Annotated in this window: 11 protein-coding genes; 4 read left to right on the top strand and 7 right to left on the bottom strand. The window is 48.7% G+C overall.

All coding sequences use genetic code 11. From position 1 onward, the window contains the following. Positions 1–154: 154 nt before the first annotated feature. The 4 genes from ACQ661_RS08045 to ACQ661_RS08030 all read right to left on the bottom strand — a co-directional run bounded on the left by ACQ661_RS08045 (position 155) and on the right by ACQ661_RS08030 (position 6,366). Complete coding sequence (locus tag ACQ661_RS08045; protein ID WP_110075625.1) at positions 155–3,277, bottom strand: efflux RND transporter permease subunit; 3,123 nt, start codon at positions 3,275–3,277, stop codon at positions 155–157. Further along, complete coding sequence (locus ACQ661_RS08040; RefSeq protein ID WP_181394903.1) at positions 3,270–4,235, bottom strand: efflux RND transporter periplasmic adaptor subunit; 966 nt, start codon at positions 4,233–4,235, stop codon at positions 3,270–3,272. Before ACQ661_RS08040 ends, ACQ661_RS08045 begins: the two co-directional genes overlap by 8 nt. Positions 4,236–4,317: 82 nt before the next feature. Next, positions 4,318–5,124, bottom strand: a complete 807-nt coding sequence (locus ACQ661_RS08035; protein WP_110075627.1) for a DUF4198 domain-containing protein — start codon at positions 5,122–5,124, stop codon at positions 4,318–4,320. 63 nt (positions 5,125–5,187) lie between these two features. Then, a complete protein-coding gene (locus ACQ661_RS08030; protein ID WP_431668103.1) occupies positions 5,188–6,366 on the bottom strand; it encodes a PepSY-associated TM helix domain-containing protein in 1,179 nt (392 codons plus the stop codon). A gap of 155 nt (positions 6,367–6,521) precedes the next feature. Here ACQ661_RS08030 and ACQ661_RS08025 point away from each other — a divergent pair, with 155 nt between their 5' ends. From ACQ661_RS08025 to typA, 3 genes are all read left to right on the top strand, one after another. After that, positions 6,522–8,879, top strand: a complete 2,358-nt coding sequence (locus tag ACQ661_RS08025; RefSeq protein ID WP_258306597.1) for a TonB-dependent receptor domain-containing protein — start codon at positions 6,522–6,524, stop codon at positions 8,877–8,879. Between the two features lie 100 nt (positions 8,880–8,979). Next, a complete protein-coding gene (locus ACQ661_RS08020) occupies positions 8,980–10,005 on the top strand; it encodes a CNNM domain-containing protein (RefSeq protein ID WP_431668102.1) in 1,026 nt (341 codons plus the stop codon). A 143-nt stretch (positions 10,006–10,148) separates the two neighbouring features. Then, positions 10,149–11,978: a translational GTPase TypA gene (gene typA / locus ACQ661_RS08015; protein WP_153826255.1), complete on the top strand. Its 1,830-nt coding sequence runs from the start codon at positions 10,149–10,151 to the stop codon at positions 11,976–11,978. 156 nt (positions 11,979–12,134) lie between these two features. On the opposite strand, the gene ACQ661_RS08010 is transcribed toward typA, so the two are convergent. From ACQ661_RS08010 to ACQ661_RS08000, 3 genes are all read right to left on the bottom strand, one after another. Continuing rightward, complete coding sequence (locus tag ACQ661_RS08010; RefSeq protein ID WP_153826256.1) at positions 12,135–12,539, bottom strand: GreA/GreB family elongation factor; 405 nt, start codon at positions 12,537–12,539, stop codon at positions 12,135–12,137. Positions 12,540–12,770: 231 nt separating this feature from the next. Beyond that, complete coding sequence (trhA, locus tag ACQ661_RS08005) at positions 12,771–13,433, bottom strand: PAQR family membrane homeostasis protein TrhA (RefSeq protein WP_110076986.1); 663 nt, start codon at positions 13,431–13,433, stop codon at positions 12,771–12,773. A 16-nt stretch (positions 13,434–13,449) separates the two neighbouring features. Beyond that, on the bottom strand, positions 13,450–13,731 hold the full coding sequence (locus ACQ661_RS08000) for a DUF3081 domain-containing protein (RefSeq protein ID WP_110076985.1): 282 nt from the start codon (positions 13,729–13,731) through the stop codon (positions 13,450–13,452). A gap of 216 nt (positions 13,732–13,947) precedes the next feature. Here ACQ661_RS08000 and ACQ661_RS07995 point away from each other — a divergent pair, with 216 nt between their 5' ends. Then, entirely contained in the window at positions 13,948–14,562 is a 615-nt protein-coding gene (locus ACQ661_RS07995) for a TetR family transcriptional regulator (protein ID WP_431668101.1), read from the top strand. The last annotated feature ends 8 nt before the right edge of the window (positions 14,563–14,570 follow it).

The raw sequence follows: 14,570 nt of genomic DNA, 5'->3' as shown, positions 1-14,570 counted from the left end.
TAGGAGGTGCTTTTACTCACCTTTTGCACCATGATAGTGCATTTGCGTGCATTGTGATAGTGCATCGCGATAGTGCAACCGGTAAAATGCACAAAAAAAGGGCCCCACCCACGGAGCCCTTCGCAATCAATCAGTAACGAACAAGGTTGAACAATTAAAGATGCTTAGCCTTGCGTCGTAATAACGACGCATACAGCAGCGGAATAACCACCAAGGTTAATGCTGTTGATACTGCGATACCGAAGATCAAACTCACTGCTAAACCACTGAAAATCGGGTCATCCAGAATGAAGAACGCCCCCAACATGGCCGCTAGTGCCGTTAATACAATCGGCTTAGCTCGCACCGCTGCAGCTTCTATCACTGCCTCGTTCAAATCCTTGCCAGCCGCCACTTCTTCGCGGACAAAATCCACCAAGAGAATGGAGTTGCGCACAATGATGCCAGCCAACGCAATCATCCCGATCATCGAGGTTGCGGTAAACTGTGCTCCCAGTAACGCATGCCCTGGCATAATCCCTATCAGGGTGAGCGGGATCGGAGCCATGATTACCAGCGGTACCGCGTAGCTGCCAAAGTGGCCCACAACCAGCAAGTAAATCAACAACAAACCGACGGCATAGGCAGCTCCCATATCACGGAAGGTCTCGTAGGTGATTTGCCACTCTCCATCCCATTTTAGTGCAGCCGTATCCCACACATCGGGCTGGCTGATGTAGGTTTGTGGCAACTCAATGTCACCAGCTGCGGCAAACAAACCGTATAAAGGACTATCCAAATCACCCGCCATATCTGCCGTCACATAAACCACCGGACGTAGGTCTTTGTGGTAAATCGGCTGGGCATAAGGGCGCTGAACTCGGTCGATAAGCTCCGCCACCGGAATCGCCTGGCCACTGGTTTGTGATAGCACAGTGACATTTTGCAGCTGGCTTAACTGACCTTGCCAAGTGTTTGGTAACCGTACTTTTACTGCTACCGGTTGGGTTTGATGGGGAATGGCTAAATAAGTGACATCCATCCCTGCCAAGGCCGTTTGCAATACCCGTACCACTTGTTCAGCCGTCACTCCTAATTGCGCCGCACGCTCGCGGTTAACCTGCCAAACTTCTTCTAAACTATCGCTCACCAAGGTGCTATCAATATCCACCACACCTTCGGTTTGCTGCAGTTGTGCCAAGGTTAACTGAGCGGCATCAGCCCGAGCCTGTGCACTTGGGCCGTAAATTTCTGCAACAATGGGTGCCATCACCGGTGGCCCTGGCGGCACTTCAACGATTTTCAATGACGCGCCAACAGCTTCGGCAATAGGTGTCAGTAACGGGCGAATGGCTAAGGCCAACTCATGGCTTGCCCGCTCTCGCTCGCCAAGCTCTTTCAGAGTGACTTGCACATCGCCCATGTTAGCGCCTTGGCGCAAATAGTACTGCCGCACTAAACCATTAAAGCCTATCGGTGATGCGGTACCCGCATAAATCTGCGTCGCGGCTACTTCGTCCACGCTATCAAGCGTCTGCGCTAGTTCCACCAGCACCGCGTTGGTCTGCTCTAAGGTGCTGCCTTCGGGCATATCCAACACCAGCTTAATTTCACTTTTGTTGTCAAACGGGAGCATTTTCATCACCACTGCTTGCACCACCGCAAGACCGAGCATCGCCACAATCAGGCCAATGAGGCCAAAGCCCATCAGGTAGCGACGTTTGCGATGAGTTAGCAGCGGTAGCATCAGCTTATGAAAGAAACGATGCAATTTATCACTTTGCTGCTCTTGATGATGCTCATCTTTGAGTAAGTGGCGCGCCAGCCAAGGGGTAACGGTTAACGCAATCAGCAGCGACAGCAACATTCCCAAAGATGCATTGATAGGAATGGGGCTCATGTATGGGCCCATTAAGCCACTAACAAAGGCCATGGGCAAGAGCGCGGCAATCACCGTGAAGGTTGCCAATATCGTTGGCCCACCTACTTCGTCTACAGCAGCAGGAATGGACGTTTTAAGTGACTTGCCCAGCCCTAAATGGCGGTGAATATTTTCTACCACCACGATAGCGTCATCCACCAAAATACCAATCGAGAAGATCAGGGCAAACAGCGACACGCGGTTTAAGGTAAAGCCCCACGCCCACGATGCAAATAAGGTCATGGCTAGGGTTAAGACCACCGCACTGCCCACCACCACGGCCTCACGTTTACCAAGTGTGAGCAGCACTAAAGCCACCACCGAGATAGTCGCAAAGATCAGTTTTTGGATCAGCTTAGAAGCTTTATCGTCTGCAGTTTGGCCGTAATTGCGAGTGACTTCTACCTGCAATTGTTCAGGCAACAATTGCTGCTGCATGGTAGCTAAACGAGCGAGTACTTGCTCGGCTACCACCACGGCGTTTTCGCCTGCCTTTTTGGTAATGGCTAAGGTTATTGCTGGTGCAAGCTCACCCCCCTTTTGCCGCGACCACACGTACTGTGACGGTACTTCTGCTTGGGTTGATATTTCCGCCACTTGATGCAAGCGCACTGGCTTACCATCAATATTGGCTACAATCAGATTGCTCAGCGCCTCAGCACTTTCAATAAACCCACCTACTTGCACTGGGATGTACTGATTGCCCTGTAATCGATACCCCGCTTGCCCACTTTGATTTTGGCTAGCTAGCGCTTGGCTAACCGCATTAAAATCCAAACCAACACGAGTGAGGGCGGTGTTATCTAAGGTGACATTTATTTGCTCGGGCTCGGCACCAATAATACTGATGTCTCGCACCCCGGCGACGTTTTGCAGCGGCTCAATCAGACTATCAGCTACATCCTTTAGCTCTAAGTCAGCGCCGGTTAGGGTTAGCCCTAAAATTGGGACATCATCAATGCCTCGAGCTTTCACAAGCGGTTGGGTAAATTGCGGATGCTGTTGCTGCCAACCGGCTAACGTATCAAACAATTGCACCAATGCCGTGTCGCGCGCAATGCCTACCTCAAACTGCACCGTCACTAAGGCTTGGCCAGGCTGTGACACCGAGAAAATATGCTCAATACCCTGCATGCGGGCAAAATGACGCTCTAACGGTGTGGTCAGTTGCTGTTCAACTTGACTCACATCCGCACCGGGAAAGGCGATCATGACATCAGCCATGGTCACATCAATTTGGGGCTCTTCTTCGCGCGGCGTGATCATCGCCGCCATAATCCCCAGAATTAAGCCAAACAGCGCCAACAGCGGGGTTAGTTGGGAGCGCTCACCCCAGGCTGCAAACTTACCTGCAATCCCTAGTGGTTTATTACTCATAACGAATAACCTCGCCAGCTTTTAGCCCGCTGACCACTTCTACCTGACCATTTTGAGTGAGGCCTAAGCGAACCGCACGCCAGCTATTATCTTGCATTCGCACCATGGTCAGTTCACCACGTTGCAACACCGCCTGCTGCGGTACTAGAAGGCCCTCGTGCTCACCCACTTGCACGACCACCGGTAACCACTGACCGGGTAATAGATTACCGTCTGCAGGCAAATTTAATCGTAATCGCACGGTACTGGAGGCACTATGAATGGTGGGAAATAGACGCTGTGCTACGGGCTTTAAGCCGGCCACTTCAGCCCATTTGAATTGCTCAACTGCCGTTGCAAACAGCGCAGGAATATCAACATGCACTCGTAATTCGGCCGGATCAAAGCCCGACATCAACGGAGTGCCTGGCTGCACTAATTCGCCGGGCTCAACGAAACGCTCACTCACGACACCGCTGTAAGGAGCTTTGACTGCGGTATAAGACAGTTGCTCTTGGGCGCGTTTGGTTGCTGCTTGTGCCGCCTTTAACTGGGCATTAGCATTGTCTAAGCGCGCTTTAGCCCGATCGAGTTCGGCATCGGGCACTAACTTTTGCGCCACTAATTTAGTGACTCGATCAAATTCCTGCTGCTCAGCCACTAGGGTTGCTCGTGCTGCCGCTACTTGGGCTTGGGCCTGAGCCACAGCTTGATATTGATCAACGGAGGTGATGGTGACTATGGTGGCACCCGCTTCAACCTGGTCACCAACATCCACGTTAACGGCTTCAATACGGCCAGAAACTTGCGCTGATACGGTCGCGCTGTTGGTTGACTCAACCACCCCTTGCAAATGAATGTATTCAGCAATAGATGCTTGCTTTACGGTGTAATCGGTGGCGTGAGCCATGCCACTGCTGGTGACTAAAACGAGTGCGGCGCTGAACATCAGGCCGACTAAACTACGATTTAAAATCATCTTCATCCCCTTGCTAGAAAACTCTATAGAAAAAATTATAGAGCATATTCTAGCAACTTGGGATGATTTATTTCGCTTTTTTCTAAAGAACCTCGAAAACCGCGCCGTAACTGCCTCTACGTTGAGTTGCAGGGGCCTTACCTTGGTCGTCTTGATACTCAGCTTCCATAAAATACTGGCCGGCCTCGGTCCAAGTTACTGAGAATTCGCCGGCACCATTACTGGTCACTGTTTGCTCTTCTTGCTGCGCACGGTAGCGCATGCCTTCACGAATAACAGTAACTTCAGCACCAGCTACAGGCTTGCCATCAAACAGCACTTTAAAGTCTGCGGTTTCGCCAGCGTACAAATCGTTTGGATGGGTTACTGGAACCACTTCAAAGCCCTGGTTAGTTGGCGCCAACACCGTATCGCTCGGGGCTCCGTTGGTCACAAAAGTTTCAATCCGACGCGAGTATTCAGTAATGGTTAAATCTTGCGCTTGTTTTGGCACTTCACGCTCAAAATCACCCGGCTTAGGCGTAACCCCACGACCTGGCCAGAATTGACGTTCACCGTTGGCATCTACCCAGCGGGCTTGCAGGTTTTTCGATGCGGTAACAACTTTATAGGTGCCATTTTCGGTAAGCTGCAAATCAAAAACGGAGCGCAATTTACCCGTATGGGCATTCTGTAACTCTAGCGGCTGACCGTTGGGTGCTAATGCCACAACCCCATTCAGGCGGAACGCCACATGGTCACGAGCAAATATTTCGTTAGAAACTGCCGCCTCAAAGGTGACCCAAGCATTTTCTTTAGAAATCACCGTGGCATCAGGTTTGATCCAAGCGCGATGCGCCTCGGCCGAAAAACTTAGGGCGAGGGCCCCGAATAAAATAATATAACGCATGCTAGTTTCCTTTCTTTCTATTTCAATCAAAGATAGTAAGTGTTCACATTCAGATTCGCGTGATTATTGTGCTGTTACGCTTAACTTAATCAGGCCGAGCTCGTGTTGACCTTGCACTTGAGCGCTCACCGGTGCCTGCAATGGCAGGGTGATAGGCAGTTGTAGATGTTCACGACCACCAACCTCACGCGCGGCTTCAATATTCAACCGATACTCACCTGGCGGTAGCTCGGCTAACTGCGGTAAAAATTGGCTTAAATTAAGGTTATGGCTGCCCGGACGGCGGGTTGCTCCAGTAACGCCATCAATCGGCATGGTGGCCATGCGGCCACTGCGGCGCCACCATTGACGCATATCCTTGAGCCATTTTTCGCCCTCTTTATTTGCTAGTTTGCCGTCATACCAAACGGCGAGGTCAGCCACCCGTTGATGTTTCGCATCGGCTAACCAGATAGCAACATAAGGTCGATGGTATTCAGCCACATCTAACTGCGGGATCTCTACGTGCAATAGCATCTGCTTGGGCGAAGCGGCTTGTGCTGCATGGGCTGGTACCAACAAGGCTAACCAAGGAACAACCACGCCCAGAGCTACCCACCACCAAGTAGATTTACGACCTTTGGCATAGCGCTTTAATAACAATAAACCGCTTACTGAAAACACCAGCATCACGACCGCTAAAATATCTAACATAGTTATCCATCCCCAGCCGGTATTGCGGCCCTTGTGTAAATCGTTGAAATAGGCAATCCAGCCTCGATCAATGCTTTCTTGGTAAAACATGCCGGTCTCTAAATCGACTCGAAACCAGAGATCACCACCGGCCCGAGGTAAGCCAAAATAGGCCTCAAACTCGTCCCACTGGGCGGCTTTTTCAGCAGGCAAGGATTGCTGCTGCGAACTTAAGTACCAACCTCTGAACACCGCTGGTAGAGGCCCTTCCGCGCTGTAAGACCCTTCGAGTAATTGCTGCTGGCGGGCTTGCATTGCCTGTACCACAGCCGTGGGCAGCTGCTGCTCTATCACTGTTGTAGAGGGCGAGGCTTCTAGCTGATGCGCATGGTTTAAGGTGATGCCCGTAAGCGCGAACAAAAGTGTCGCAACTAAGCAGGCGGCTGAACTAACCCAATGCCAAGCTTTCAGATCGCGCCAGCCTGATTTGCGGCGCGTGGGTTTATCCTGTGCAGCATGACGGCGCTTGGATTTAGGCGATTGACTTGTTGATGAAGTGATTGGGCACATTCTTCGAATCCGTTCTACCTAGTTGAGCTCTCAAAGCAAAAACCGACTTGGTCAATGTTTTTGAGAATTATTATCATTTAACTGTTTACATGATAAATGAGAGTTATTATCATTTGCAACATCGGATTCATTAATTTTCATTAAAAGGTTGTTTTATGTCACTTCGGACTCGTCCTACACCGCTTGCTTTAATGATTGCATCACTGGTATTCACCACTATCCAAGCGCCAGCTATGGCTGCTGGCGAACCGGTTCCAGACCCTGATGCAAAAGACCGCGTAGAGCGGATCGTGGTTACTGCTGCGGGCTACGAAACCAAGGTTATTGATGCACCAGCGAGTGTAACCGTGGTAACTCGCGAAGATTTGGCAACCAAACCCTATTCGGGCTTAGCCGATGCCTTGCGTGATATAGAAGGTATTGATGTAGGTTCTGGACAGGATAAGAACGGTAACTTAAGTATCACCATGCGCGGCTTACCCGCTGAATACACCTTAGTGTTGATTGATGGCCGTCGCCAAAATGATACCGGTGATATTGGGCCTAACAACTTCGGTAACAGTCAGTATATGTACATGCCGCCGTTGGCAGCTATTGAACGCATTGAAGTGGTACGCGGGCCTATGTCTACTTTGTATGGTACCGATGCCATTGGTGGGGTGGTGAATATCATTACTCGCCGCACCCTAGATGCTTGGCACGGAGATGTGTCGGTAGCTGGTACTTTGCAAGAAGATGACCAATACGGCAATGACCAAAAAGTTGATTTTTACCTTACCGGTCCTATTAACGAGGCCTTGAGCCTTGCCTTACGCGGCAGTGGTTATTGGCGCGAGCCTAGTGAACCGGGCTACGTGACTGAACTGCCGTTGCCCGATGGCAGCACTTGGACCGATTCAGGCAGCTTTGGCGACCGCAAGATTGTCGGCGGTAAGTCTTGGAACTACGGTGCTACTTTAGACTATAACCTGACTGAAAAGCAGCGCTTTGCGCTTAGTTACGATTTAGCTAAACAGCGCTACGATAACACTCAAAGCCAAGTGGGTACGCTTGATTCTGCCGAGAACATGTGGCGAGCTGGCGGCAACGGTTTAGTTGAGCCCCGGGTTGGTTATGCGCCTTACCAGCGGGTGCAACGTGAGCAAGCTGTGCTCTCTCATATTGGTACCTTTGATGCTGGCGTATGGCGCAATAGCATCACCCATAGTATCAGCGAGAACTTAGGCCGTAGCTTACCGCTGTCTTTGGCAGAACGTGCTGCGTTTCAACAGCTGTGGGACCAAGCAGTCGCAGACCAAGGCGTGAGCCGACCGGTACTGACTGATGATATTCGCGCGGTGATTGAGAGCGAATACTTACCTCGCCCTAATCGACCACTAAAACTGACCAACTGGATTTTTGATTCGACTTTTGAGATGAGCTTCGCCCGCAATAAGCTGGTGACTGGGGTGCAATACCTTGATGTCTCCATGGAAGACGGGGTGTTTGGTTTTTACGGTAGTGATTATCGCGCAGGAACCACTCAAGACCATCGCCAATGGGCTATTTTTGCAGAGAACAGTTTTGATGCAACCAACTCGCTGACCTTAACGACTGGCGCCCGTTACGATCATCACAATATCTTCTCTGGACAGTGGAGTCCGCGCGTTTACTTAAACTACAGCATTAACCCAGACTGGACCGTTAAAGGCGGGATCAGCACCGGCTATAAAGCACCTAAACCCAATGATCTCTTCCCTGGCATCACTGGCTTTGGTCGCCAAGGTACCATTCCTTTGGTGGGTAGCCCTAACCTGCAACCAGAAACGAGCGTGAACTACGAAGCGGCCGTGTATTTTGATAACGCATACGACTTTACCGCCAACCTCACCGTGTTCTACAACGAGTTTGACGACAAAATCATTCGTCAAGACAGTGCCCCTAACTGTGAGATCGCACAGCCAGGTCAGTATTGTGTAGACATTGGTGAGGGTTGGGCGGACCTTGGCTACGACTACTTTACTCAATATGCCAACGTTGACAAAGCGGTCACCAAAGGTGCTGAGGTGTATGCTGAATACGATATTACCGATGCTTTAAGCGTACGCGGTAACTACACCTACACTCACAGTGAAGTGCGCAGCGGCGCTGACAAAGGTTTACCCTTGGTCAATACGCCTGAGCACATGGCCAATGCTACGCTAAGTTACGCCCTAACCGATGCACTGAGCTTTGATTTACGTGCCGAAGTACGTGGTGAACGCTTCCGTGGTACCGCCAACGTGACCGGCCCGGCCGGCCCTGAAACCGTTGAGGAATATTACAAAGCTTACGAACTGTTGCATTTAGGGGCTAACTACGAGCTCTCTGAATCATGGACTTTACGGGCCAGAATCAACAACTTGCTTGATACCGACTTGTCTAGCCGCAGCTGTTTGCTAGCCGACAATGAAGTTGAGTACTTATGTTCGCCCGATTACAACACGGCTGAACGCGCCCGCAGCTTCTGGTTCTCAGCCAGCTACAGCTTCTAATAACCAGCGTTTAAGTACTTGCGAAGAGGGGCTGCGGCCCCTTTTTTTGTGCTTACAGTTGTGCCACAATCGCTTGTCTTATTTAACTTATGTGAAACCCATGTTCCTGCTGATTCTGTTTGCTTTTATTGCCGTTGGTATTTCTTTTTTATGCTCCATTCTTGAAGCTGCCTTGCTTTCTATCACGCCAAGTTACGTGGCGCAACTTAAGGCAGAACAACCGGCATTGCATGGCAAACTACAAGCGCTCAAAGATAATATTGACCGCCCCCTTGCGGCTATTCTTACCCTCAATACCGTAGCCCATACTGCAGGTGCAGCGGGCGTAGGTGCACAAGTTGGTGTGGTGTTTGGCGATGGTTATTTAGCGATTGCCTCAGCAGTCATGACTGTCTTAATTTTGGTGCTCTCAGAAATCCTCCCTAAAACCATCGGTGCCAAATTCTGGCGTCAGCTAGCTCCTTTATTGCCTGGCATCCTGAATCTGATGATCCTCATCTTGAAGCCTTTCATTTGGCTATCCGATCAAGTCACCAAACGTATTGGTGGAGAAGAAGATGTTGATGTGCGCTCAGAAATTAAGGCGCTGGCGACCTTGGGTGAAGAGCAAAAAATCATCGATACCGATGAGCGTCGAGTGATCAGTAATATTCTGGACCTGCACACCATTCGTGTGCGGGATGTGATGACACCACGTACGGTGTGTGAATCTGTACGCCCAGATGAGACCGTCAGTGACTTTTTGTATCGAGTAAAATCGATGCCCTATTCGCGCTTTCCGATTATTGATGCAGACGAAGTACCTCATGGCATTATCTTACGCAATGAAGCACTGGAGTCAGACACCTCGCAAAACATTGCTGAATTAGCCCGCGAAGCCGAAATTGTTAGCGAGATGGTGAACGTTGAAAAACTGATGGCAAGACTCATTCAGCAGCGTCAACATATGGCATTGGTGTACGATGAGCATGGCACTTGGATGGGCTTAGTGACACTAGAAGACATCATTGAAACCATCCTCGGCCAGCCTATTATGGACGAAACTGATACAGTTCCGAGCCTTCGTCGCTATGCCCAGCAACGCTGGGGTAAGCGCCTCAAACACGACAATAACAGCGTAAGTTAAGTCTTTTGCTGCCACAAGCCTGTAAAAAAACTAGCGTAGTGTTAGCTGTATGCGTATAATACGCCGCTATTTTAACCACTCGTGACATTCTCGCGGCGTGGCCATTTTGGGGTCCTATCCTCGCGTTTTTACAGGCTTTATCAATGACAATTCAAGCAACTGAACTTTCCAAGCTGCGCAATATTGCAATTATTGCGCACGTTGACCACGGCAAAACCACCCTTGTTGACAAACTTCTTCAAAGCTCCGGCACTTTAGAAAGCCGCGGTGGCGCTGAAGAACGGGTGATGGACTCCAACGATCTTGAGAAAGAACGTGGCATTACCATTTTGGCGAAAAATACAGCGGTAAATTATCAAGACTACCGTATCAACATTCTTGATACCCCTGGACACGCCGATTTTGGTGGTGAAGTTGAGCGGGTATTGTCGATGGCCGATTCAGTGTTGTTGGTGGTTGATGCCGTTGACGGACCTATGCCACAAACCCGCTTCGTTACGCAAAAAGCTTTTGCGCATGGCTTGAAGCCGATTGTTGTTGTAAACAAAATCGACCGTCCGGGCGCTCGTCCTGATTGGGTTATCGACCAAATTTTTGATCTGTTTGACAACCTAGGTGCTACCGATGAGCAACTAGATTTTCCAGTCGTTTATGCTTCTGCATTAAACGGTTGGGCAACCCACGATTATAACGTGGTGACTGACAACATGACCGCGTTGTTTGAAACCATTCTAGACAAAGTATCTCCGCCCGATGCGGATCGTGATGGTCCATTGCAAATGCAAATTTCACAGCTTGATTACTCAAGCTACGTGGGCATTATCGGTATTGGCCGGATTAAACGTGGTTCATTGAAAGTTGGCCAGCAGGTAACTGTGGTTGGCGCTGATGGTTCTACTCGTAACGGTAAAGTTGGCCAAGTCTTTGGTTATTTGGGCTTAGACCGTATCGAAACCGATAAAGCGAGTGCCGGCGACATCGTTGCTATTACTGGCTTAGGCGAATTAAAAATCTCTGACACCGTATGTGCGGCTGGCTCAGTAGAAGCTCTGCCTGCATTAACTGTAGATGAGCCAACAGTAACCATGACGTTCCAAGTAAACACCTCTCCGTTTGCTGGTAAAGAAGGTAAGTATGTTACTTCGCGTCAAATTCTTGAGCGCCTGCAACAAGAGCTTAAGCACAACGTTGCCTTACGCGTAGAAGAAACTGACAACCCAGACCGCTTCCGGGTGTCTGGCCGTGGTGAACTTCACTTAGGCGTACTTATTGAAAATATGCGTCGCGAAGGCTTTGAGCTGGCGGTATCTCGCCCTGAAGTTATCATGCGCGAAGTTGACGGCGTGAAAGAAGAACCGTTTGAAAACCTGACCGTGGATATTGAAGAACAACACCAGGGTTCAGTGATGGAAAAACTTGGCTTGCGTAAAGCTGAAATGACCAACATGACCCCAGATGGTAAAGGCCGTATTCGTATCGACTTCGTTGTACCTAGCCGTGGTTTGATTGGCTTCCAGACTGAGTTTATGACCTTAACCTCAGGCACCGGTTTGCTTTACCATAGCTTTGATCACTATGGTCCGTTTAAAGGCGGCAACATTGGCCAGCGCATCAACGGCGTCTTGATTTCTAACGCCCAAGGTAAAGCCCTAGCCTACGCCTTGTTTAACCTACAAGAACGCGGCCGGTTAATGCTTGGCCACGCGGAAGAAGTTTACGAAGGTATGGTGATTGGTATTCATAGCCGTTCTAACGACTTAACCGTAAACTGTCTGAAAGGTAAGCAATTAACCAACATCCGTGCAGCTGGTACTGATGATGCCTTGTTACTAACGCCACCTATTCGGATGTCATTAGAGCAAGCTCTTGAGTTTATTGATGACGATGAATTGGTAGAAATCACACCAAAATCAATTCGTGTTCGTAAGCGCTTGCTTACTGAGAACGAGCGTAAACGAGCTAGCCGTAGCTAATTGATTAGTCACAACAGCTTGATTAAAAAAGCCAGTCAGAAGGTTCTGACTGGCTTTTTTTTCGGTTATCCTGATGGTACCGGTTAGTCCGCTTTGTTCTTCTTTTCTCTACGTTTTTCTTTCAACGTTTTTTGCGGCTTTTTCTTCTGCTTTTCTTTACTCATGATGATCTCCTGCTGAGTTGATGGCAACAACACACCAGTGACTTTCACTGGCCCTATCAGACAAATAAAAAGTAGCGCCTAACGGCAAAGAAAGTAGCGCTAACCCCATCGGCGAAAGATAAGAGATCTTATGTCGCTGTAAGTTAGCGCTACTTGGCTCGACAATTGTCAGATGAAAAACTTGTTTATCATTGGCATTTAATTGACGCACGGTTACCCGCGAACCTATCACCACCCGTGCATTCATTTTTGATGCAGGACGGTCGCTGAGTTCTAAGCGTTGATAGAGATCGGCAAGTAACAAAGGGTCTTGTAGTACCCTAAATTGCTGACATTGAAACCATGACTGATGTAAACAAGCGGCGGAGTTACAATAACCCCAAATACGCGCAAGCACGGCTTTACTCCTACCGAACTAAAACACGAAAAATCATTAATTAGCTACATGGCTAGTTGCTTTGGAAAAAACAAGATACGCCGATTGCTTAAACTGCAATCGGCTTAATTTGGAAAGGTGAGTGCGGTACTTAGAATTGAATAATCGTACTTAAACATAATAAAACTGGTTACCCTCTTTGCTTAAGCGCAACCATAGCCCTTTCATTTAGGAAAGGCAAGCTACCATAACTTAGATCATATTCGGCTGGGGCAAAACGTAATAAAAGACGGATAAGAAGTGCAGCACACTGCCGGCTAAAACAAAGAGATGCCATATGGCGTGATGAAATGGCAATGACTTCCAGACATAAAAAATCACACCAAAAGTGTAAGCTAAGCCACCGCCTAATAATAACCACAAACCTCCGGCGGCTACGTTATCTAGCATGGGTTTAATCACCAGAATGGCCATCCAGCCTAGCCCTAAGTAGAGGCTTAGCGAAAGCCATTTCTTGCGTTCTTTAAGCGCAAGCTCAATAACCACGCCGAAGATAGCAATGCTCCACACCACGGCTAGCAGGGTCCAGCCCCAAGCGCCACGTAAGTTTACCAAGGCGAACGGGGTGTAGGTGCCGGCAATCAGTACATAAATGGCGGCATGATCAAGATGCTGGAAAAACGCCTTAATTCGCGGCCACGGAAATGCATGATAAAGCGTCGAGGCCGAATACAATAAAATCAAACTTCCGCCATAAATAGCCGCACTGACCACATGAAAAGTGTCACCATAAGTACTGGCCCAAGCCAGCATCAGCACTAATCCGACAATGGCTGCTATGGCGCCGGCACCATGGGTTAACGCATGGGCGACTTCTTCAGCCACACTATAGGCTTTGTGCTTTATCTTGGTCATGCCATCCTACTCTGGGTTAAGTTTCGGTGCGTTTGGGCTCGTAATGGCCTTGGCTAATATTTTCTAGTGCCCGCATGAACATTTCATACTGGCGTTCATTTTCATAATCCAAATGATATTTATTGTGGAACTCTAGCGTCATACGTACGCCATGTCCCTCTAAAAAGACGGTATAGCCATCGTGGTCGGTATAGGCCGAAATACCCTCTAAGGTATGCTTACCTTGTTCGGCTTTACCGTATTCATGAATTGTCTCATAAGCATCTAATACTAAGCGTTGATCAATCTCATTCTTCATGGCAACCCCCTGTTAAAACTTATTAGGCTACGTTTGAGCATAGCACTTGCGGTTCAACAATGACTATTTTTTGTCTTTAACTCTATACTTTAACTCTATAGTTAAGCTATGGGGATTAAGATCTTATCTTGCAAGTTTTGCATTTATACATACATACATGCATGTTTGTATAAAATAGTTTATAATCGTCCATAGTTTATTCAATTGAGGTGAATTGTGGTACGCCGTACAAAAGCTGATGCATTAACAACCCGCACTGAGTTATTAGATGCCGCTGAGCGAGTATTTAGTAGTAACGGGGTAGCTAATACCTCGATGATGCAAGTTGCCGAAGCCGCTGGGGTAACACGCGGCGCTATTTATCATTACTTTCAAAACAAGCTGGATCTTATCAATGCATTGATGGATCGGGTGAAACTGCCTGTGGATGAAATGCTAGAAGAAATTGTCCAAGCTCATCAGGATAATCCACTAGCTATTCTAAAAGCGCGGTGCTTTCATATTATTCACCAGGTTGAGCACGATCCGCACATGCAGGCGCTAATCAATATCTTGCTGCACAAATGCGAATACGTGGACGATGCCTTACCGATTCATTTACGCCATCTAGGCGGTCGTAACGCTTGCATTGAAGAGTCTTGTATTTTGCTTGATGAAGCAAAAAAGAAAGGCCTTATTGGTGCCGATCTTAATTCTCAAGCGATTGTGTTGGGATTATTCAGCTTGGTTGATGGGCTGATGTACAACTGGCTACTCGATAAAAGCTTGTTTGATTTAAACAGTACCGCCAAACAAGCCATTGAATGTTACTTCAAGGGCTTGCAGGCTTAACTCGGCTT

Origin of the sequence: Pseudidiomarina sp. WS423 (assembly GCF_050750165.1) — a bacterium.
GTDB classification, from domain to species: Bacteria; Pseudomonadota; Gammaproteobacteria; order Enterobacterales; family Alteromonadaceae; genus Pseudidiomarina; species Pseudidiomarina fusca.
This window is presented reverse-complemented; position numbering and strand designations above follow the sequence as displayed.